This window comes from Corallococcus sp. CA047B (genome assembly GCF_003612065.1).
In the GTDB taxonomy this organism is placed as follows: Bacteria; Myxococcota; Myxococcia; order Myxococcales; family Myxococcaceae; genus Corallococcus; species Corallococcus praedator.
In genome coordinates, this window is record NZ_RAWD01000176.1 from 1 (window position 1) to 20,138 (window position 20,138).

Annotated in this window: 18 protein-coding genes; 6 read left to right on the forward strand and 12 right to left on the reverse strand. The window is 71.3% G+C overall.

Going from position 1 to position 20,138, the window contains the following annotated elements; genetic code table 11:
• The coding region (locus D7X74_RS25050) for a phenylalanine--tRNA ligase beta subunit-related protein (RefSeq protein WP_120535521.1) at positions 1 to 565 on the forward strand (565 nt) is incomplete at its 5' end.
• A 6-nt stretch (positions 566 to 571) separates the two neighbouring features.
• On the opposite strand, the gene D7X74_RS25055 is transcribed toward D7X74_RS25050, so the two are convergent.
• Positions 572 to 1,078 (reverse strand): gluconokinase, encoded by a 507-nt coding sequence (locus D7X74_RS25055; RefSeq protein WP_120535522.1) that lies wholly within the window; start codon positions 1,076 to 1,078, stop codon positions 572 to 574.
• Positions 1,079 to 1,263: 185 nt separating this feature from the next.
• Between D7X74_RS25055 and D7X74_RS25060 the strand changes: the two genes are divergently transcribed.
• Positions 1,264 to 2,115, forward strand: a complete 852-nt coding sequence (locus D7X74_RS25060; protein WP_120535523.1) for a hypothetical protein — start codon at positions 1,264 to 1,266, stop codon at positions 2,113 to 2,115.
• 6 nt (positions 2,116 to 2,121) lie between these two features.
• Here the strand turns inward: D7X74_RS25060 and D7X74_RS25065 are convergent, their stop codons facing one another.
• The 7 genes from D7X74_RS25065 to D7X74_RS25095 form a co-directional block, all read right to left on the reverse strand.
• Positions 2,122 to 4,188: a neutral/alkaline ceramidase gene (locus D7X74_RS25065; RefSeq protein WP_120535524.1), complete on the reverse strand. Its 2,067-nt coding sequence runs from the start codon at positions 4,186 to 4,188 to the stop codon at positions 2,122 to 2,124.
• Positions 4,189 to 4,429: 241 nt separating this feature from the next.
• A complete protein-coding gene (locus D7X74_RS25070; RefSeq protein WP_233595562.1) occupies positions 4,430 to 6,478 on the reverse strand; it encodes an ATP-binding protein in 2,049 nt (682 codons plus the stop codon).
• A 203-nt stretch (positions 6,479 to 6,681) separates the two neighbouring features.
• Complete coding sequence (locus D7X74_RS25075; RefSeq protein WP_120535525.1) at positions 6,682 to 7,350, reverse strand: DapH/DapD/GlmU-related protein; 669 nt, start codon at positions 7,348 to 7,350, stop codon at positions 6,682 to 6,684.
• 20 nt (positions 7,351 to 7,370) lie between these two features.
• Positions 7,371 to 9,131 (reverse strand): histone deacetylase, encoded by a 1,761-nt coding sequence (locus D7X74_RS25080; protein ID WP_120535526.1) that lies wholly within the window; start codon positions 9,129 to 9,131, stop codon positions 7,371 to 7,373.
• 136 nt (positions 9,132 to 9,267) lie between these two features.
• Positions 9,268 to 9,996 (reverse strand): phosphatase PAP2 family protein, encoded by a 729-nt coding sequence (locus D7X74_RS25085; protein ID WP_120535536.1) that lies wholly within the window; start codon positions 9,994 to 9,996, stop codon positions 9,268 to 9,270.
• 84 nt (positions 9,997 to 10,080) lie between these two features.
• Entirely contained in the window at positions 10,081 to 10,515 is a 435-nt protein-coding gene (locus D7X74_RS25090; RefSeq protein ID WP_233602243.1) for a biopolymer transporter ExbD, read from the reverse strand.
• Positions 10,516 to 10,527: 12 nt separating this feature from the next.
• Positions 10,528 to 10,947, reverse strand: coding sequence for a biopolymer transporter ExbD (locus tag D7X74_RS25095; RefSeq protein WP_120535528.1), 420 nt, complete (start codon positions 10,945 to 10,947; stop codon positions 10,528 to 10,530).
• A 441-nt stretch (positions 10,948 to 11,388) separates the two neighbouring features.
• On the opposite strand from D7X74_RS25095, the gene D7X74_RS25100 reads away from it, so the two are divergent.
• The 3 genes from D7X74_RS25100 to D7X74_RS25110 all read left to right on the forward strand — a co-directional run bounded on the left by D7X74_RS25100 (position 11,389) and on the right by D7X74_RS25110 (position 14,687).
• A complete protein-coding gene (locus D7X74_RS25100) occupies positions 11,389 to 12,705 on the forward strand; it encodes an HNH endonuclease (RefSeq protein ID WP_370450804.1) in 1,317 nt (438 codons plus the stop codon).
• A complete protein-coding gene (locus tag D7X74_RS25105) occupies positions 12,702 to 13,181 on the forward strand; it encodes an SMI1/KNR4 family protein (protein WP_233595559.1) in 480 nt (159 codons plus the stop codon). The genes D7X74_RS25100 and D7X74_RS25105 overlap by 4 nt, the downstream gene beginning before the upstream one ends.
• 99 nt (positions 13,182 to 13,280) lie before the next feature.
• Positions 13,281 to 14,687, forward strand: coding sequence for an NAD-dependent succinate-semialdehyde dehydrogenase (locus D7X74_RS25110; RefSeq protein ID WP_120535531.1), 1,407 nt, complete (start codon positions 13,281 to 13,283; stop codon positions 14,685 to 14,687).
• A 9-nt stretch (positions 14,688 to 14,696) separates the two neighbouring features.
• On the opposite strand, the gene D7X74_RS25115 is transcribed toward D7X74_RS25110, so the two are convergent.
• Complete coding sequence (locus D7X74_RS25115; protein ID WP_120535532.1) at positions 14,697 to 15,824, reverse strand: hypothetical protein; 1,128 nt, start codon at positions 15,822 to 15,824, stop codon at positions 14,697 to 14,699.
• Between the two features lie 148 nt (positions 15,825 to 15,972).
• Between D7X74_RS25115 and D7X74_RS25120 the strand changes: the two genes are divergently transcribed.
• On the forward strand, positions 15,973 to 16,944 hold the full coding sequence (locus D7X74_RS25120; protein ID WP_120535533.1) for a COX15/CtaA family protein: 972 nt from the start codon (positions 15,973 to 15,975) through the stop codon (positions 16,942 to 16,944).
• A gap of 7 nt (positions 16,945 to 16,951) precedes the next feature.
• Here D7X74_RS25120 and D7X74_RS25125 read toward each other — a convergent pair whose 3' ends face one another.
• The 3 genes from D7X74_RS25125 to D7X74_RS25135 all read right to left on the reverse strand — a co-directional run.
• Positions 16,952 to 18,451 (reverse strand): glycine betaine ABC transporter substrate-binding protein, encoded by a 1,500-nt coding sequence (locus D7X74_RS25125; RefSeq protein ID WP_233595558.1) that lies wholly within the window; start codon positions 18,449 to 18,451, stop codon positions 16,952 to 16,954.
• Positions 18,448 to 19,197 (reverse strand): ATP-binding cassette domain-containing protein, encoded by a 750-nt coding sequence (locus D7X74_RS25130; protein ID WP_120535538.1) that lies wholly within the window; start codon positions 19,195 to 19,197, stop codon positions 18,448 to 18,450. Before D7X74_RS25130 ends, D7X74_RS25125 begins: the two co-directional genes overlap by 4 nt.
• 15 nt (positions 19,198 to 19,212) lie before the next feature.
• On the reverse strand, positions 19,213 to 20,138 hold a 926-nt coding region (locus tag D7X74_RS25135; RefSeq protein WP_370450805.1), incomplete at its 5' end, for a hypothetical protein.

The following is a 20,138-nucleotide window of genomic DNA, read 5'->3' on the forward strand; positions in this document are numbered from 1 at the left end:
CCTGGGAGACCTGCCCGCGCCCGAGTGGCTGCAGGCCCTCCTCAAGCCCGGCGCCACCGCTCCCCTCCAGAGCGACGACGCCGTGCGCGGCGCCGTGAGGGACCTGCTGCGCCACGGCGGCTACAAGCCCACCGGCCGGGGCAAGCCCGCCTCCGAATACCTGGTGCGCGCGTCCGGCGACGGAACGCTCTCCACCATCAACGCCGCGGTGGACGCGTGCAATGCCGTGTCGCTGCACAGCGGCCTGCCCATCAGCGTGGTGGACCTGGACCGCGCGCAGGCCCCCTTCCGCGTCGCCACCGCCATCCAGGGCGACCGCTACGTCTTCAACGCCTCCGGTCAGGAGATCGACCTGGAAGGCCTGCTGTGCCTCTTCGATGCGCAGGGCCCCTGCGCCAACGCGGTGAAGGACGCCCAGCGCACCAAGACGGACGGAACCACGCGCCGCACCCTCACCCTGCTGTGGGGCACGAAGGAGCTGGTGGGCCGCAGCGCCAGCGCCTTCGCCTGGTACCGCGAGCTGCTGGAGCGCCTGGGCGCCACCGTCGAACACCCGGTGTCCTGAAGCGGGCTACTCGCGCTTCGCGTCGGGTCCCAGGTCCAGCCCGTCCAGGATGCGCTCTACCACCACGTCCGGTGGCGGCGTCACGTCCACGGAGAGCGCGTCCTCCGGCGGCTCCATCGCGGCCAGTTGGCTGGCGAGCAGCGCGGCCGGCATGAAGTGTCCCACGCGGTGCTGGAGCCGCGCCTGGATGACCTCCGCGGGAGCGTGCAGGTACACCCAGCGCTCGCGCGCCGCGTCCATCATGAGCTGCTCGCGGTAGCCGCGCTTGAGCGCGGAGAACGCCAGCACCAGGGGCTCGTCGTGCGCGAGCGCCTTCTCCAGGCGCGCGCGAAGGAGCACCAGCCAGGGCTGCCGGTCCGCGTCCGTCAGTGGGGTGCCCGAGGCCATCTTCCGACGGTTCTCCGCCGAGTGCAGGTCGTCCGCGTCCTCGAAGGTCCACCCCAACCGGTCCGCGAGCGCCCTGCCCACCGTGGACTTCCCGGTGCCCGAAACGCCCATGACGATGACCACCATGCCGTTGCCGCCTCCTCGCGCACGCTCTCCCATGCTGCGACCTTCCCGCTTCCGATGCCACGCGAGAAGCACCGACGAGGAGCGCACCGGACACCGCGTATGAGCGTCCGCTGCTCAACGCCCGGCATCCCGTCCCCGATGCGCGTTTCGCGTCACGGCGGGAAGTCGCTACCCTGCGCGCCATCATGATCATCGTAGGAGCAACACCCGGCCGGGCCTTCGTCCGCCTCCTCCTGGCCAGTGGCCTGCTGTCGCTGGTGGCGCTCGCCGCCTGCCGCGACCCGGCCGCTGCGGCCGGCACCGCGCTCTTCGTCACCACTGAATTCGAACCCTCGCTGAACCTCACCCAGCTGCGTGTCTCCGGCACCGTGGCGGGCGGCATGGACGTGCCCGCGTCGATGATTCCCGAGACCGCGGACCGCACCCTCCAGAGCGGCGAGACCTTCCGCGTCCTCCTGACCGACGCCGCCAACGGCGCCCAGGCCACCGTGCGCGTGGAGGGCCTGCGCAATGGCACCGTGCTCGCCACCGGCGAGGCCAGCGCCACCGTGCGCGACGGCTACGAGGTGGAGGTCACCGTCCGGCTCGCCTCCGGAACGAATCCGGATGGCGGGACGTCGGACGGCGGTTCGGGCACCTTCTGCCTGGACTGCAAGAACGGCTGTTGTCGCGACGGCGTGTGCACCAGCGCCACCTTCCGCACCTGTGGCGCGGGGGGCGTGGCGTGCTCGGACTGCTCCACCCTCAAGGCCGACACCTGCACCGCGCAGGGCACCTGCGGTTGCGGCAACGGCCCGGCGTGCGGCGCCAACGCGGGGTCATGCTTCGCGGGCCGGTGCATCTGCGGCTTCGGCGGCGCATGCGGCCCGGGACTCGCGTGCATGGACGGCGTGTGCCGCTGTGACCCGTCCACCTGCGCGGGTTGCTGCGATGGCAACAGCTGCCTGGACGGCAGGGACAAGAACCAGTGCGGCAAGAACGGCACGGATTGCAAGAAGTGCGACAAGCGGTGCAACGCCGACGGCTCCTGCGACTGACGCCCGCTACCGCACGGTGAACGGGCGCGAGTTCCCCGAATAGGGGTGCACGCGCCCGTCCCAGCCGGACTTCCAGTTGCCCTCGTGCACCAGCCGGTAGGTGCCCGGCGCCGTGTCCGCCGGGATGGGCCAGTCGATCCGCACCAGTGAACACGCGAGCGTGGGCACGCAGTACTCGCGCCGCCAGTGGTACAGCGCGCCGCCCTCCCCGTCGTGCGCCACGTCCAACCACGTCCCGTCCGCCAGCCGCCGCTGCACGCGCAGGTACGTGCCGCCCGTCTTCAAGTCATTGCGTGGATGCCCCGCCCAGAAGGTGGCGCTCGCCGTGTCGCCCCGCGCGTACGCGGGCTTCGCCTCCTCCGCGACGTCACCGAAGTCCACCCACAAGAGCTTGTCGTCGAACACCACGCCGGGCTGCAGGCCCACCACCGCCTTGCGCAAATCCCGGGGCGTGGGCCCCGGTGGAACCGGCGTCCCGTCGCGCAGCGCGCCGGCGAGGCCGGTGAAGGACTGCTGGAGCGCCGCCAGCGTCCACGGTCCGAAGTGCGTGGACGCGCCCTCGTAGTCCTGGCGCGCGTACTCCTCGCGCGTGGCCACGTAGCCCGAGTACGCGTTGGACAGCCCCGCGATGACCACGTCCGTCACCCCCGAGCCCTGCAACTGCGCGAGCACCGTGTCGCGCAGCCGCCGGCCCGCCATGGTGGTGAGCTCGAAGGGCACGGCCACCAGCGCCAGCGGCCCCACCGTCACCAGTTGCAGGGGCAGCACCTCCGGCGTCCACGGATAGGGCTTCATCGTGCCCATCTCCAGCACGATGGGCTTCTCCGCCTGACAGGGCGTGGTCACCACCGAGCAGGTGAACTGGTTCCACAGGTCGTGCACGGACTCGCACGTGGCGCCCTCCGCGCCGAAGCCGGGGCCGTCCTCCGCGCCCGCCAGCATGGACACGCCGATGGACGCCGGACACGTGCGCTGTCGCGTGCCGTCCGTGAACGCGGGCGCAACCTCCACCGCGTCCATCTTCACGTAGGTGTGCCGGTAGTCCACGCCGCCCAGCACCGGCATCGCGGCGGTGGCCCACAGGTGCGCGGCGAAGTCGTACTGCTTGCGCGCGGCCAGGGCCGCGTCCTCGAAGTCGTTCGCGCCGCCGCCGTTCGTGCCGCCCAAGAGGTTGGGCGTGACGTCGCCCTCGTTCGCGTTGGCGAAGGCCGCGACGAAGGTGTCCGGCCCTCCGGGAAGCAGCCCCCCCTCCCCCGCCTCGAAGTAGCGCGAGGCCAGCCCCTTGTTGTCGCCGCTGATGAGGGGATTGGTGTTGCCGAAGGACGTGGCGTGCACGGCGAACCAGTTGATGAGCCCCACCTCGTGTCCGTCCGCGCGCGTGAACCGGAGCAGCGTCATGCGGGGGTCCACGTCGTCCGGGTAGCGGGCGCGCTCGGACTCGGGGTTTCGCAGGTAGGCCTGGGGGGAGCGGTTGGCGCTCGCGCCGCGCAGGTCCCCCGAGGCCAGGCGCAGCGAGCCCTCGGCCAGCCGCGCGTTGGCGCGGACGATGGAGTCCACGATGCCGGAGACGATGGCCTCGAAGTTCTGCGGCACGAAGCCGAAGGTGGTCAGGTTGTAGAGCGTGTAGTGGCTGAGGCCGCCCGGCCCCGAGTGCGTGTGCGTGGCGCTCAAGAGCACGTTGTCGTCGGAGTACACGTCCCCCAGCTTCGCGCGCAGCCGCTCCACCACCTGCTGCTTCACCGCCTGGAACAGCTCGCCCAGGTCCGCGCTGACGAAGGCCACGCGGCGTCCGTTGCACGGCGAGGCGATGACGAACGCGCGCGAATACAGCCGCAGGTGGATGCCCTCCGTCTTCTGCGCCACCTGCGCGTAGCCCATCATCCCCACCTCCGCCGCGGGGCCGGTGATGTCGGAGCGCGCCGCGCCCATCAGGAAGGTCGCGGAGTTGGAGCAGGCCTCCGTCGCGGTCGCGGGCGTCGCCGCGCGCGCCGTCGGCAGGCCCGGCCCCAGCGCCAGCACGGTGCCCAGCAGCAACCCCAGCACGGGAGCAAAGCGGGCGGTCGGCGTGCGCATGACATCCTCCAGGGCCGTCAGGGCCAGGGCCCTCGGGCAAGGCGGCGGCGGGCGGGCCATCCCTCTCCGCGATGGAGGCCCCAGGGTGGACTCCTTGCCCCGAAGAAGGCAGCCCCCGCGAGGGCAGGCCGTCCGACGCACCACACTCGAACACGGGAGTGCGGCGGTTTCAGTCCATTTCGCGGCAGCGGCACGGGGGCCTGCTTCCACGCAGGGCCTTGCGCGCGGGCCCGGTGAGACTTCAGGCCACGCGGGCGGGGCTGGCAGCGCGCGCCGTGGAGTGCAGCACCACGCGGAAGGTGGCGCCGTGGTCCGGAGCGGACTCCACGCTGATGCTGCCGCCCAGCGCGCGCACGATGGTGTCGCAGATGGACAGGCCCAGGCCGGTGCCCTGGCCTGGCGCCTTGGTGGTGAAGAACGGGTCGAAGATGCGGCGCAGGTGCTCCGGCGCGATGCCGCGCCCGGTGTCGCGCACGTCCACCACCACCTGGCCACCCTCCACGCGGGTGATGAGGCGGATTTCGTGCTCCTCCGTGGAGCCCTCCGGAATCGCGTGCGCGGCGTTGATGACCAGGTTGAGGAACACCTGGAACAGCTTGCCCTCGTTGGCGCGCACCGCCGGCACGACGCCGTACTGCTTCACCAGCCGGGCGCGCGGGCGGATCTCACTGGCCGCCATCTGCGTCACGGAGTCCAGCACGCGGTGCACGTCCACCGGTTCGTCGTGCGAATCATCCACGCGGGAGAAGACCTTGAGCTGGCGGACGATCTGCCGCATCCGCTCCGAGCCCTCGCGCGCGTCGTCCAGCACCTGCTGGTACTCCAGCAGTTCCTCGGCGCCCAGGGGGCGGGGCATGGGGCCCAGCGCGCGGTGCAGGAACTCCAGGTTGGACAGCACGTAGGACAGCGGGTTGTTCAGTTCGTGCGCGATGCCCGCGGCCAGCATGCCCATGGACGCCAGCCGGTCACCCAGCATGAGCTGCGCCTGCATGTGCTTGCGCTCGGTGAAGTCGCGCGCCACCGTCACGCGCGCGGGCACCCCGTCGAAGAGCACCCCCAGCGTCACCAGGTCCGCGCTCACCACCTGCCCGTCGCGGCGCACCAGCGGCACCTCGTGCGAGCGGGCCGCGAGCCCTCCGTCCTGCGCGTCCTCCAGGTGGCGGCGCGCCACCTCCTGGTCCTCGCGCCGCACCAGCCCCAGCAGGTGCCGGCCCAGCAGCTCGGCGGGATCCTGGTAGCCCAGGTAGCGGGCCATGGCCGGGTTCACCGACAGGAGCATGCCGTCCGTCGTGTGCACCACCACGGGGTCCGGGAAGCCTTCGATGAGCAGGTGGAAGCCCGCCTCGGTGCGGCGCAGCGTGGCCTCCGTGCGCACGCGCAGCGCATCCGCGGTGTGCTGCTCCAGCGCCAGCGACAGCGCGCCCGCGGCGCCGGACAAGAGCTTCAGCTCCACGGGCGACCACAGCCGGGCCTCGTCACAGTTGTCGAAGCCGATGAAGCCGAACAACTCCCCGTGCACCGTCAGGGGCAGCACCAGCAGCGCGCGGATGCCCTGCGCCAGCAGCACCGGCGTCGTGCCTTCGCCGAAGGCCTCCGGAGGGCCCTGCACCGGTTCGCCGCGAGACAGCTCCATCCACTGGCCCAGCCGGAAGGCCTCGTCCACCGGCCACGCCTGCGTGTCCGGGCTCTCCAGCTCGCGCGACACCCCGACCGCGGCCCACTCCGCGCGCTGGGACTGGAGCATCCGGCCGGCGCCGTCGCGGTGGAACTCGAAGACATAGGCGCGGCTGGCGCCCGCCACATGGCCCAGCGGCTCCAGGATGGCGTTGTACAGGTCGCCCGTGGACTCCGGCGCGAGCAGCCGCCGCTGCACCTCCACCATGGCGCCCAGATAGCGCTCGCGCGTGGCGGCGGCCTCCTCCGCGAGCCTGCGCGGGGTGACGTCCACCAGCGTGCCCAGCACCCCGCCCAGGCGCTCCGGGTCGCCGGACGCGGACACCTCCACCCAGCGGGGCTGCGTCCCCCCCGCGAGCCGCAACTCCAGGCGCGCCGGTGACTCCGCGCGGGCGACGGCCGTGCGCAGCAGCGCGCGCGCCTGATCCCGGTCCTCCGGATGGAACAGGTCCACCAGCGGGCGGCCCTTCCACGCCTCCGCGGGCACGCCCACCAGGCGCTCCCAGGCGAGGCAGGTCAGGACCAGCCGGCCCGCGGCGTCCAGTTCGAAGACCACCTCGCGCAGCAGGGAGCCGGCGCGCTGGAAGCGGCGGGTGTCCACGACGTCGCCGGCCATGGAAGCCTGTCCGGGCGCGCCGCCGATCCCCGTTTCGCGTTGCTCCTGCGACACCGCGGCCTCCTTCACGGATGAGACGGATACATCCCTGAATAAGAGGACAACCCAGCCAGTACGCCCGGGCCGGCGTCCCCTCTCCGTTTCACCGTGACCTGAAGCATAAGTCTCTCGAATGTTTCAAAGTCAATGGACCCGCCCGGTACTCAGGGATTCCCCTCAGTATCCGGAGGCTCCCAACCCCCCGTGATTCCAGAGCGGGGCCGCTGTCGGCGGTCACCAAGCAGGCGAGCAGGCGAACCTCCCACGATGGCCCAGGGGGGCACGTCGCGGGTGACGATGGCGCCCATTCCGACCACGGCGTGGTCGCCCACGGTGACGCCGTCGGTGATGCCGGCGTTGGCGCCCACCCAGACATCCTGACCGATCACGATGCCCTTCGACGTGACGGGCTGCCCGCGCACGGGGCGGTCCGGCGCGAGCCCGTGGTCGAACGCGTAGAGCGTGGCGCCGCTGGCGATGCGGGTGCCCTCCCCGATGCGGATGCCGGCCACGCCGCCATCCAGGCTGACGCGCGCGTTGAGGCTGACGTGGGGGCCCAGCTCCACCGGGCCGTGCATGAAGACATCCGCGGCGATGCTGCACCCGGGTCCAATGCGCACGGTGCGCCCGGGCTCCGCGAAGATGCGCGCCTCCGGGGCGACGAAGCACCCTTCGGCGATTTCGACGGTCTCCAGCTCGCGCAGACGGTCCTGCACCTCGCGTTGCCACGCGTGGGCCCATTCGTGGTGGCGCGGCTTGAGGACGAAGTAGAGCCACGGCATCCAGGACAACCGCAGCTTGTGCTGTTGGCGGCGTTGCGCTTGGAGATCCACGGGCCCTGACTACCACGGCATCAGGAGGCGGCGGGCACCACGGTGAAGTGGCAGCGCTCGCGCTCCTGGGCCACGGCCTCCGCGTCCATGGGCACGGGCTGCAGGCGGCAGAGCATGTCGTCCGGCTCCCACGGGTACGGCTGGCCGTCCAGGCGCACGCGCCCCTCGGCCACGGCGCGGGTGGCCTCCACGAGGGGCAGGCCGGACAGGTCCCGGATCAGCGCCTCGAAGCGACCCTGGCGCTGCGGGGTGGAGAAGCGGAAGCGGCCCCGGGCGACGAAGGCCAGGTGGTACCACATGGGCCGGAAGGCCAGCCCCGCGAGGTCCAGGCGCTGGGCCATGGTGAGCAGCACCTCCGTCGTCTCGCGCGACAGGCCCAGGCCGGGCACCTCCTGGCCGGGAAGCTGCGGGCGCGTGTCACTGAAGCGCGCGCGCGGGTGGCGCAGGCTCAGCCAGTTGGCGAAGAGGAAGGTCTCCCCCTGGAGGACCTTCTTCTCCAGCACCGAGTCCGACAGCAGGTGTTCGCGGCCGCCCGCGTGGCCCAGCACCATGATGCGGTCGCCGGTGCCGCCGGTGGAGGACACCTCCACGCGCAGGCGGCTGTAGCCCAGGCGCTCCGTGTACGAGAGCAGGCCGTAGCGGAAGAGCGCGTACTCGATGCTCTGCGCCGTGTAGTGGCCCAGCACGCGCGGCTGCACCTCCGGGCCCAGCCGCAGCGGGCCCTCCAGGTCCTCCAGCGTGAGGGGCTCCTCGCCGGGCGCGAGTCCGGAGCCGGAGCCCGGCTCGTGGGTGAGCAGGTGCGCGATGCGCCGGAAGCGCGCGCTCAGGGGGTCGTAGCGCGCGGTGATGCGCTGGTGGCCCAGGCCCGCGAGCCCCAGCACCGTGCCCGCGAACAGCTTCCAGGATTCAGCATGGTAGCCGCCGCCGGGCAGCCACACGCTGGCGCGGCCCCGGAGCGCGGAGGCGATGGCGACATCCCGCTTGCGCGCGCCCGCGAGCGTGATGCCCACGCGCCCGAAGCGGTCCCCGCGCAGCACGTCGCCCCCGGCGATGACGAAGGTGAGGTCGGAGGGGGGCATCCGCGACAGCAGGTCCTTCACCTTCTGCACGTAGGTGGCGTCGTCGCAGCCATCCGGCACACGCGTCTCGTCCACGCCCGGGGGCAGGGTGCCCCAGTCGCTGCCGGACACGGAGCCGATCCACACCTTCGGCTGGCCGGCCAGACACGCGGCGGTGCCGTCCGGCGGGTGCGCGTCCAGGTCCAGCACGGCCACGGAGCCGTCGAAGCCCGCGGCGCGCAGGTCCGCCACGGCCACGGCGATGTCGTTGACGGTGCAGAAGCCGCCGCCCCGCTCCGGTCGCGCGTGGTGGAAGCCGCCGGCCATGTTGACCACGGGGCCCTGCCGGGCGACGGCCAGCCGGGCCGCGCCGAGCGTCCCGCCACACACGAGCCGCACGGAGTCCAGCAGCGCGTCCACGGGGACTTCGGACGGGTCGGTGGCGTAGATGCGCGCGAGCGTGGCCGGGTCGGAGAGGGACTCCAGGTAGCGGGCATCGTGCACGCGCGCGAGCTGGGCGTAGGACACCGGCACGGGGTGACGGACGTCCGCGGGGCGCACCACGCCGGACTCCAGCAGGTACCAGGTGGTGAAGTCGGTGCTGCGCGGCTCGATGCCCACGGAGGACTCGATGCCGGACAGGGGCAGGCGGTACGCCTCGTCGTAGAAGATGGGGACGCGGCCGCGTCCCAGTCCCAGCCGCCACAGCCAGCCCTGGATCATCCGCGCCTCGGGGGGACGGGCGGGAGCGGACGGCGGGGCTGTGTTTGGGAGGAGGACACGGAGGACGCGGACCCTACGCGCGAGGCGGCGGAGGTGGGGGCTCTTTCTTCATGCGTGGCGGACTTCGGCGCAAGGCTCATTCCACCGGCCGGCGGGCCTCTTCGCGCAGCGCGGGGCTTCTGCGGCGCACGTTCCGGGCGGCCACGGTGACGAGCAGGGACCAGGCGAGGCCGGCCACCCAGCCGCCCAGCACGTCGGTGGGGTAGTGCACGCCCAGGTAGACGCGGGTGCAGCCCACCAGCACGGACAGCAGCAGGGCGACGGACAGGATGTAGACCTTCACGCGCCGCTGCTCGGCGAACTGGGCCAGGAGCGCGCCCAGGGTGAGGTACGTGATGGCGGACAGCATCGCGTGGCCGCTGGGGAAGCTGGTGGACATGGTCTCGGTGAGGTGGGGCACGACCGAGGGCCGGGGGCGGTGGAAGACGTTCTTCAGCACGCCGTTGAGCAGCCACCCTGTCGCGGTGGCGCTGAAGACGAACAGGGACGTGCGGTAGCGCCGGGCCACCAGCAGGAAGCCGCACACGGCCACGGTGATGAGCGACAGCACGGGCGCGCCGCCCAGCGACGTCACGTCCCGGGCGGTCTCCGCGAGCCACCACGGGCCCCGGGGCATCGCGGGGTCCTCCTCGCGGCGCAGGGAGCGCACGATGCGCTCGTCGATGTCCTGGGTTTCGCCTTCATGCACCTCGTCGGAGAGGGCGACGAACCCCAGGACGCACGCCACCACCAGCAACAGCAGCGCCAGCGGCCGCGTCACCATCACGTCCCAACCCGACAACCACCGCCACGGCCCGCGTAACATGGCCGTGACATAGGACGTGGACCCGGAGCCCGCCACCGGCTTTCGCGCGGGAGTGTCGGACAGGCTCCAGGTCCCAGGCCCGGCTCAGGGGGACTCCACCGCGAGCCCCAGCCCTTCCGCCCCAGCAGCCTTCGCTCCGTCGAGCGCCACCACCAGCCGCGCGTACGGCGCCCGCGCGTCGGGCTGGAAGAACAGGCCGCGCTGTCCCCGGGGACGGGCTTCCAGGAAGCGGCGCAGGCGCGGCACGTAGTCCGCTTCGCTCACGGCCTCCCCTTCCAGGAGCAGTGTCCCTTCCGCCGTGAGCCGCACGAGGCCCGGGGACAGCTCCTTCGACGGTGGTGCGTTGGTGAGGGGGGCCTCCGCCGAAGGGAGCTGGAGCATGAACTCGCGGCGCATCAGCGGCGTCACCACCATGAAGATGATGAGCAGCACCAGCACCACGTCCACCAGCGGCGTGACGTTGATGTCGGATTGGAGGGCGGACTGCGGCTTCACCAGGAACTGGCGTTTGGAGCGCATGGCGATGGGTCCTCAGTGCGGTTTCTTCACGGCGACACCCAGGGACACCTTCAATGCGCCCGCGTCTCGCGAACGCTGGAGGACCTCGAGCACGTCGCCGCACGTCAGCGTTTCGTCCGCCTTGAGGAGCAGGCGACGCTCGGGGTGCGCGAGCAGTTCCTCGCGGACGCGGTCCTGCAGGTGTGAGGCGTCGGGGAGCGCTTCGGTCCCGACGAACAGGGCCTTGTCGGCGGTGAGGGAGAAGATGAGCGGCTCCGGCGGGGTGTCGCGGTGCTCACCCTGCGCGGCGGTGGGAAGGGTGACGTCCTTACCCTGCTCGTCCATGGGGGCACCCACCATGAAGATGATCAGCAGCACCAGCACCACGTCCACCAGGGGTGTGAGGTTGATCTCGGCCTTCACTCCGCCCCGGCCTCCCACGGCCATTCCCATGCACAGCCTCCATGTCTGTCCTTGCGAACCGGGCACCATGGGACCACGGGCCCGGGAAGGCGTTGGCCGTGGGCAGCCGGTGGTTCCGTCATCGTTCGGTCATGGCATCCAGAGACGGGGCTGCTATCACCCAGGGACGGTCGCACAGTCCTTCATCCAGGAATCCAGATGCGTGAGAGGAGACATCGGGCCCCCCAGCCCAGGTGGATGGTCCTGGCGTGCCTCGCGCTACTGACCACGAGCTGTGTCTCATCTCCGCTGGGTCCCGACCCTGACAGTTCATGGGTGACCCAAGGCTCGGGCGATGCAGTCACCACGGACTGTCACGGTCAGGAGTTACCTCTCGACTGGCCCGACCCGGACTCCAGAGCGGAGGTCCTGGCGCCCTTCCTGACGTGCGCATCGCCCGCTGCATTCGTTGCCATGCAGCGGGGTCTGGACATGCCTCGGCTGGTGGAGTCCATGAATGACTGGGACGCCGTCCGACTCGGGGCCCTGGGTCCTCTGGATGCAAAGGCCGCCCGGGTCCTCAATCGAAAGCGCGCGGCCTTTCTCGTCAGCGGCACGGAACGCTTCGGCGTGGCCAGGACCGAGGTCTTCGCACTCTTCATCATCCACTCCGCGTTCGATGACGAGCTGCGCGCAGTGCTCGACCTGCTGGCCCGGGACAAGCAACTCGCGGAGACGCTGGGAGCCATGCCCACGGCCCGCGAGCAGTTGCGCCAGCGAGGCGTGATACTTGAGGAACACCCAGAGCGTGCCGAGCGAACCGGTGATGTCTTCCGAGGTCTGGGCCGAGCCGGCCGGGATGCACTCTCCAGCAGCGAGATGAGTTCAGGGGCCCGCTATCTGGACCTTTCCGCGAAGCACGGGCAGCTCCCTTCTCCCTACAGGCAGGCGCTCGATGAAGTGGAGCGGTCTCTCATGGAGCGGCACTTCTCGCCGGCCAGCGTGGTGTCGGGGAGCTTCGATCACCTGACGTTTGGCGTGCCCCTGGGCTTCTTCCATCTCGTGGAAGGAACAGCTCACGGAGCGACCTCGCTGGCAGCGGGAAGGTATGAGCAGGCCACGCGCGAGCTGGCACCGGCGGCGCTGATGGTCGCGCTGTACTCAGGCAGCAAGGGCGCGCGTGCCCTTCTCCAGGTGCCACGACTCCAGAAGCCGGTGCTCGATCTGACTGGATTGAAAGCGGTGCTGGGAGGCCTCGAAGAGCGCCTGGGCATCGACGCCGCTCGCGACCTGCTCAAATACCTCCGTGCCAGTCGAGAGAACGCCTACGTCGCGGCCGAATGGGGCGAGGCAGGGGTACTTGCGCTGTATGAAGCCCAGGGCAACGCGGCGAAGGCGCAAGCACTGTTGGCGGAGGCGAACCCAGGACGGACAAGACCTCATCCGACGAAGACCGCGGCAGGACGGGGCGGGATCCGAGAAGGCTCTTCCACGAATGGAGCCGCGACCGATACGCCCATCCGGAACGCGCATCTCGCGGGTCAACGTCACCCCGTGACGGGCGTTCCCTTCGATGCGGAAGGCTACCCTGACTTCAAGGCAGCAGGGGTCGTCAAGGCCGAGGTGAGACTTGAGTACACCGGGTCTCGAGCTGGAGATTTTGCCGCCGCGAACAAGGCAGCAGGCCTGAGAGAGACACCCAAGGGAATGACCTGGCATCACCATCAGGACCGGACGACCCTGCAGCTGGTTCCTACAGCCATCCACGCCCGGACAGGGCATACAGGCGGCTTCTCAGGAGGTCCATGATGGCTCAGCTGGTGCGAACAACCGAGGGCGGACCGCCGCTGAGCGAGGACGACCTCCGTTCATTTGAACAACGGTGCGGGTTCAAGCTCCCACACACGCTTCGAGAGTTCCTCCTGGCCACCAACGGCGGAAGGCCGGAGCGCGATCTCTTCAAGATCCACGGGCTCAAGGGGAACCCACTTGGCCGGATCCACCTGTTCTTCGGACTGAAGGACCCCGTCGAGTCCTGCAACCTCGATTGGAACCTGGAGGTCTTCCAGGAGCGCATTCCGCATGGGCTACTACCCATCGCGACGACTGAGGGCGCGGACAAGATCTGCCTGTCGGTGGCGGGCGCCGATGCGGGAAGGGTCTTCTACTGGGACGCGCATGCCCCAGTGGGCGAGAACAACCTCCACCCCCTGGCCGATAACCTCGGCGCCTTCATCTCGGCGCTCAGGTCGGATGCGCTGTCGCCTGTCATCCTGAAATCCTGAGCACACGTCCTGAGGCGTACGCTCGGGCGCGGTCGGCGTTGTCTGCGGCGGAGGGGCTGCTATCACCCGGGGACGCTCTCACCTGGGAGGCACCCGCACATGGCCATCGCCACCATCAGCCCCACCACGGGCAAGACGCTGCGCACCTTCGAGGCACTCTCATCCGAGGAGCTGGAGCGCAAGCTGCAACGGGCCGCGGACACGTTCCGCACCTACCGCGAGACGTCCTTCGCCGACCGCGCCCGGTGGATGCGCCGCGCCGCTGAAATCCTGGAGGTGGAAGCCGACCGCTTCGGCCACCTCATGACGGAAGAGATGGGCAAGCCGCTGGAGGCCGCGAAGGCCGAGTCCCGCAAGAGCGCCACCGCGTGCCGCTACTACGTCACCCGCGCGGAGAAGCTCCTGCGCGATGTGCCCATCGACGTGGATGGCGACACCGCCTTCGTCCGCTACCAGCCCCTGGGCGCCGTGCTCGCCATCATGCCGTGGAACTTCCCCTTCTGGCAGGTCGTCCGCTTCGCCGCCCCCGCCCTCATGGCCGGCAACGTGGGCCTGCTCAAGCACGCCTCCAACGTGCCCCAGTGCGCGCTCGCCCTGGAGGAGGTCTTCCTCAACGCCGGCTTCCCCGAGGGCGCCTTCCAATCCCTGTTCATCGAGACCGCGGAGGTCAACCGCGTCATCGAGGATCCGCGCGTCAAGGCCGTGACGCTCACCGGCAGCGAAGGCGCGGGCCGCGCCGTGGGCGCCGCCGCCGGCAAGGCCATCAAGAAGGTCGTGCTGGAGCTGGGCGGCAGCGACCCATTCATCGTCATGCCCAGCGCGAACCTGGACAAGGCCGTGGAGACCGCCGTGTCCGCGCGCCTCATCAACAACGGCCAGTCCTGCATCGCCGCCAAGCGCTTCATCATCGCGGAGCCCATCGCCAAGGACTTCGAGCGCCGCTTCGTGGAGCGCATGAAGACCATGGTCGTCGGAGACCCGATGGACCCCAGGACGGACGTGGGTCCGCTCGCCACGGCCGGCATCCTGGAGGGCCTGCACGCCCAGGTGCAGGCCAGCGTGAAGGCCGGCACCCGGCTGCTCCTGGGCGGCAAACCCCAGGGCGGCCCCGGCAACTTCTATCCGCCCACCGTGCTGGCGGACCCGCCGCCCCAGGCGCCCGCGTTCCATGACGAGCTCTTCGGCCCCGTCGCCACGCTGCTGCGCGCCCGCGACCTGGAGCACGCCGTGGAGCTGGCCAACGCGACCCCGTTCGGCCTGGGTGCGAGCGTGTGGACGCAGGACGCCGCCGAACAGCGCCGGTTCATCGACGGCATCGAGGCCGGCATGGTGTTCGTCAACGCGCTCGTCGCATCCGACGCGCGCCTGCCCTTCGGCGGCGTGAAGCACTCGGGCCATGGCCGCGAGCTGGCGGACCTGGGCATCCGGGAGTTCGTCAACGCGAAGACGGTGCGCATCTCCGGACCATCCGGAGGCTCGCCCCCGGTGAAGCACGCGGCCGAGTAGCAGCCCGAACTAGCGCGTGCGCACCCTGCCATCCATGGGCGCGCCGTGCACCTCTTCCAGCGCTTCGGTGACGGCGTCCACCTCCGCGCCCAGCTGCTCCACGCTGCGACGCAGGCCCGCGCCCGCCACGTCCGCGTCCGCGGTGTCCGCCGAGCGCGCCCGCACCACCTGCGCGTAGAGGTTCTCCAGCGTGTAGGCCAGCCTCGTGTACTCGGCCTCCAGGCGGTCCGCCGCCTTGGTCAGCTCCGCGCGCTGGCGCACCTGTTCGTCCAGCACCTGCAACGCCGCGCGCAGCCGGTCGCGCACCACGCTGTCCTCCTCCGAGGCCCAGCGCGTCTCCAGCGTCTTGCGCTCCTCGCCCAGCCGCCGCACGTCCTCCGGCGTGGCCACCGTGCGCAGCTCCCGCTCGCGGCGCAGCAATTCGTGGCAGCTCTTGCGCAGGTCCTGCACGGTGCGGTCGGGTGAACGCACGAACTCCTGCAACACACCCGGCGCCGCGCGGAACTCCGCCAGCAGCTTCTCGCATACCGCATCCACGCGGACGAGGCGCGGATCCTTCGGCGCCTCGGGCACCTTCGGCGCGACGGGCAGCACCGGGGCCTCCGGCTCCTCCACGCGCGTCAGCAGCGGGTTGTTGTGCGCGCGCAGGTGCTTCGCGGCCCCCTTGAAGAACCCCAGCGCCACGAACAGCAGCCACCAGTACTGGTGCGGGAAGCGGACCACGGTGGCCACGCACGCCAGCGCCACGATGAGCTGCCCCACGCCCACCACCGGGTTGCGCGAGGCCGCCTCACGGGCCTCCTTCTCCGCGCGCTTCGCATTCCGGTACGCCTGCTGCTGGGAGACGTAGGCTTCGCGCTTGGACTGCCGCTCCGCGCGGCGCAGGGCGTCCTTCGACTCGCGCTCCCACTGCTTCTCCCACCGGCGACGCTCCTGCTCCGCGCCCCGCTCCCATTCGCGCTCCCAGCGGTCGCGCTCCTTGTCGGTGGGCAGGCGACCCATCCGGCGCACCCACGCCTCCAGGGCAGCGTCCTTGCGCGCGCGGCCTTCCTCGATGGCCGCCTCCAGACGACGCAGGCGCTCGGCCGCATCGGGGGAGGACGGGGAGGCAGGCGGCGCTTCGCGGTCTCGGGGCACGCGGTGACGCTAACAACTTCTCCCAGGCTTGGGGACTGTCCGACCCGGCGCCATAAGGCCGGGTGTTGGGGGCATGGCGGGCAGCCGACAGCCGGATGGCCTCGCGCGGTGGCCTGCCCGGGTGGGATGCGGTAGTTGCTCAGGCACGATGACCCATCCCGCCGCGTCCCGCCGCTTCCAGTGGTTCAGTCAGGGCGTCCTCGTCTACACGCTGGGCGTCATCCTCTGGGGCGCGTTCGTGCGGGCCACCGGCTCCGGCGCGGGCTGCGGCGACCACTGGCCCGTCTGCAACGGCGAGGTGGTGCCCCGCGCCCCCACCCTCCAGACCCTCATCGAATACACCCACCGGCTCACCAGCGGCCTGGCCACGGTGCTCGCCGTCGCCCTCTACGTGTGGGCCCGGCGCGCCGTCCCCAAGGGCCACCCGGCCCGGCACGCCGCGGGCTGGGCGCTGTTCTTCATGCTCACCGAAGGACTCGTGGGCGCGGGCATCGTGCTGCTCAAGTACGTGGCGCAGAACGCGTCCCTGTGGCGCGCGGTGTGGATGGGCGTGCACCTGACCAACACCTTCCTGCTCGTGGGCGCGCAGACGCTGGTGGTGTGGGCCGCTGCTGGCCGGGCGCGCATGGTGCTCAAGGGCCAGGGCACGGTGGCCGTGATGCTGGGCCTGGCGGTGGCCGGCATGGGCGTGCTGGGCGTCAGCGGCGCGGTGGCCGCGCTGGGCGACACGCTGTTCCCCGCGACCAGCCTCGCGGACGGCCTGCGCCAGGACATGTCGGAGACGGCGCACGTGCTCCTGCGCCTGCGCGTGCTGCACCCGGTGTTCGCGGTGGGCCTGGGCGCGCTGCTGGTGCTGGTGGGCCGGTGGGTGACCCGGCTGCGACCGTCGCCGGAGGTGAAGCGCGCGTCCCTGCTGCTCACCGGCATGTACGTCGCGCAGCTGTGCGCGGGCGTCATCAACCTGGTGCTGCTGGCCCCGGTGGCGATGCAGCTCATCCACCTGCTGCTCGCCGACTGCGTGTGGATGTGCGTGGTGCGGCTGTGCGCGGCGGGGCTCGCGGAGGATGCGCCGCGCTTCGAACCCTCCCCGGCCCCCGCGTCCAGCGTGGAGCCGGTGTAGCGAGGCCCTACCCCCGCACGCGCAGCCCCCGGGGCACCATCGCCCGCGCGACCAGCTCGAACAGGCCGCTGACGAGCAGCGCGAGCACCGCCGACGGCACGGCGCCCTCCAGGATGAGCCCCACGTTGTCCAGGCGGATGCCGGTGAGGATGGGCTGGCCGTAGCCGCCCGCGCCCACCAGCGCGCCCAGCGTGGCCGTGCCCACGTTGATGACCGCCGCCGTCTGGATGCCCGCGAGGATGGACGGCGCCGCCATGGGCAGCTCGATGCGCCACAGCCGCGCTCGCGCCGGCAGGCCCAGCGCCTCCGCGGACTCGCGCACCTCCCACGGGATGCCTCCCAGCCCCGCCGTCGTGTTCCGCACGATGGGCAGCAGGCTGTAGAGGAACAGCGCCGCGATGGCCGGCTTCGAACCGATGCCCAGCAGCGGAATCATGAACACCAGCAGCGCCAGCGACGGCACCGTCTGGATGACGCTCGACAGGCCCAGCACTGCCTGCCCCAGACGGGGACGGCGCGCGGCCACGACGCCCAACGGAATGGCCAGCGCGATGGCCGCGAGCAGTGACACGCCCACCAGGAACAGGTGCTCCCGCGTGCGCTGCCAGATGCGCGACACGGTGCCCTGCGCGCGCACCTCCGTCGACAGGCCCAGCTTCGCGTGGAGGAAGTCGGAGGCCACCTGGGCCTCGGGCACGCGCTCCAGCCGCGCGCGGGCGTTGAGCTTCACCATCTGCGCTTCCGTCAGCGCACCCTCCAGCCGGCGCACCGCCTGGAGCGCCTGGGGGGCTTTCGCCTCCAGGTCCTCGCGGTAGAGCAACACCGCGTCGTACGCGGGGAAGTGGCGCCGGTCGTCCTCCAGCACGCGCAGGCCATAGGCCGCGATCTCCGCGTCGGTGGAGTACAGGTCCGTGAGCTGGAGCGCCCCGCTCTCCAGGCCCCGGTAGGCCAGGTCATGGTCCAGGCCGCGCACGTCGCGCTGGGGCAGACCGTAGGCATCGCGCAGCGCGGGCCAGCCGTCGCCCCGCTCCATGAACTCGTTGCTGAAGCCCACGCGCAGCTCCGGGTGCTGTTTCAAATCGGAGATGCGGCGGATGCCCAGCCGTTCGGCCTCCGCTTCCTTCATGCCCAGCGCGTACGTGTCATTGAAGCCGAGCGACGCGCTCATCCGCAGCCCCTCGGCCGCGAGCGCCTGGCGGAGCGCGGCGTCGTCGGGCAGCGAGCGACCGGCGAACAACTCCTGGCGCAGCGTGCCGGTGTACTCGGGATACACGTCCAGTTCGCCCCGGCGCAGCGCCTCCCACAGCACCGTGGTGCCACCCAGCTCCCGGCGGTGCGTCGCCTGCGCTCCGGCGTCCTTCGCCACCTGCGTGACGAGTTCGCCCAGGATGACGGACTCGGTGAACTTCTTGGAGCCCACGCGCACCTCGGGCCCTTCCCCGGACGGCTTCGCGCACGCGCCGAGTCCCAGCAGGACCCACAGCATCAGCACCGCCGCCCGCGTCATCCGGACCTCCCCACCGGCAGCGGACGCTGCGCCTGGATGAAGCGCGTGACGAAGGCGTCCCCGGGCCGCGACTCCAGGTCTTCCAGCGTGCCCTGCTGCACCACCTGGCCATCGCGCATCAACACGATGCGGTCCCCCAGATAGGCCGCTTCCGCCAGGTCATGGGTGACGAGCACCACCGTCTTGCCCAGCCGCTCGAAGATGCCGCGAAGGTCCGCCTGGAGGTCGTGGCGCACCAGCGGATCCAACGCGCCCAGCGGCTCGTCCAGCAGCAGCACGTCCGGATCCAACATCAGCGCGCGCATCAGCGCCACCCGCTGCCGCTGCCCTCCGGAGAGCTGTCCGGGGAAGCGCTCCAGCGCATCGGCGGGAAAGCGCGTCAGGTCCATCAACACGCCCAGCCGTTCGCGGATCCGCGCTTCCGGCCAGCGCAGGTGTCGCGCCATCAGCGTGACGTTCTGCGCGCCGGTGAGGTGCGGAAACAACCCGCCTCCCTGGAGCGCGTAGCCCACGCGCTGTCGCACGGCGAGCAGCGCGTCCTCCTCCGTGGCCAGGGGTTGCCCGTCGAAGAGGACCCGACCGGTGTCGGGCCGCGAGAGGCCGTTGAGCAGCCGCAGCAGCGTGGACTTGCCACAGCCGCTGGGACCGATGAGCACCGAGGTGGCGCCCTTCGGCAACGTCAGCGACAGCGGGTGCAGGGCCTGCAACCCACCGAAGCGCTTGGACACGCCTTCCAGGATGAACACGGACGCCACGTCCCTTCAGCGCGGAGCGAACACGCCGTTACAGGAGGCCGGAAAGGGGAAGGCCCTGGCGGGGAAGCTGCACGCGGCGAACAGGCCCTGCCCCTGCCAGTCCACCCCGCCCGTCCAGACGACGACGTCACCGCCCCCGTCCGGAGACGGCGCGGTGAAGCGCGCGCAACGCGTGGCGACGCCTTCCACATAGCAGTCCAGCACCTCCACCGGACTCGCGCCGGGGAGCGCGTCGTGCAGCTCCTCCGCGCTCTGGTCGCGCCAGCGCCCCACATGGGCGGAGCCCGGCTGCACCGGCTGGAAGACGCTCCAGGAGAACGTGGACGTGTCGCAGCGGATCCGCCCCGCGCGCGTCGTCGAGTCCGCGAGCTGGCAGCCCTCCGGCACGCCCAGGACGCGCCACGGCAGGAAGGGCGGCGTGATGAGCGAGGAGGGCGACAGCGCGTCGCCTTCCGGATTGCCCTTCGTGGAGAGGTAAGCGAACAACTCCAGACACCGACCCAGGTCCGCGCGCGCGTTGTCACGCGCCACGCACCCCAACTGCCGCACCCGCCCCGCCGAGGTCGTCACCGCCGTGACGTATCCGCCCGCGCGGCAGGGCTCCTCGCCCTTCAGGCCCGCGCACTTCGCGAACCGCAGGGAGGGATGCGACCGTCCCGCGAGTGGCAGCTCCCCCGTGACCTCCGTGAGCCGCAGGCCCAGGCGCGACCGGACGCGGGCATGCCCGGTCTCCACGGCCTGCGCTTCCCCTACGTCCGTCATCTCCTCCAGCCACACGGAGAGCCCGCCGCAGCGGTACGTGCGCGACGTGGCGCTGGAGGGCACGGGCACGCAGCCGTCGAAGAGGGCCTGGGCCTCCGCGACGAAGGGGCCCACGGGCGTGGAGCCCACGACGGGGACGGCGGGGGCCACCGGCACGGTCGCCTGACACG

Bases quoted from the DNA above. Each gene is read 5' to 3' on its own strand.
- D7X74_RS25095 (WP_120535528.1), bottom strand. From the start codon at position 10,947: ATGGGAATGGCCGTGGGAGGCCGGGGCGGAGTGAAGGCCGAGATCAAC.
- D7X74_RS25090 (WP_233602243.1), bottom strand. From the start codon at position 10,515: ATGCGCTCCAAACGCCAGTTCCTGGTGAAGCCGCAGTCCGCCCTCCAA.
- D7X74_RS25100 (WP_370450804.1), top strand. From the start codon at position 11,389: ATGCCTCGGCTGGTGGAGTCCATGAATGACTGGGACGCCGTCCGACTC.
- D7X74_RS25060 (WP_120535523.1), top strand. From the start codon at position 1,264: ATGATCATCGTAGGAGCAACACCCGGCCGGGCCTTCGTCCGCCTCCTC.
- D7X74_RS25125 (WP_233595558.1), bottom strand. From the start codon at position 18,451: ATGACGCGGGCGGCGGTGCTGATGCTGTGGGTCCTGCTGGGACTCGGC.
- D7X74_RS25110 (WP_120535531.1), top strand. From the start codon at position 13,281: ATGGCCATCGCCACCATCAGCCCCACCACGGGCAAGACGCTGCGCACC.
- D7X74_RS25065 (WP_120535524.1), bottom strand. From the start codon at position 4,188: ATGCGCACGCCGACCGCCCGCTTTGCTCCCGTGCTGGGGTTGCTGCTG.
- D7X74_RS25055 (WP_120535522.1), bottom strand. From the start codon at position 1,078: ATGGTGGTCATCGTCATGGGCGTTTCGGGCACCGGGAAGTCCACGGTG.
- D7X74_RS25070 (WP_233595562.1), bottom strand. From the start codon at position 6,478: ATGGCCGGCGACGTCGTGGACACCCGCCGCTTCCAGCGCGCCGGCTCC.
- D7X74_RS25120 (WP_120535533.1), top strand. From the start codon at position 15,973: ATGACCCATCCCGCCGCGTCCCGCCGCTTCCAGTGGTTCAGTCAGGGC.
- D7X74_RS25085 (WP_120535536.1), bottom strand. From the start codon at position 9,996: ATGTTACGCGGGCCGTGGCGGTGGTTGTCGGGTTGGGACGTGATGGTG.
- D7X74_RS25080 (WP_120535526.1), bottom strand. From the start codon at position 9,131: ATGATCCAGGGCTGGCTGTGGCGGCTGGGACTGGGACGCGGCCGCGTC.
- D7X74_RS25105 (WP_233595559.1), top strand. From the start codon at position 12,702: ATGATGGCTCAGCTGGTGCGAACAACCGAGGGCGGACCGCCGCTGAGC.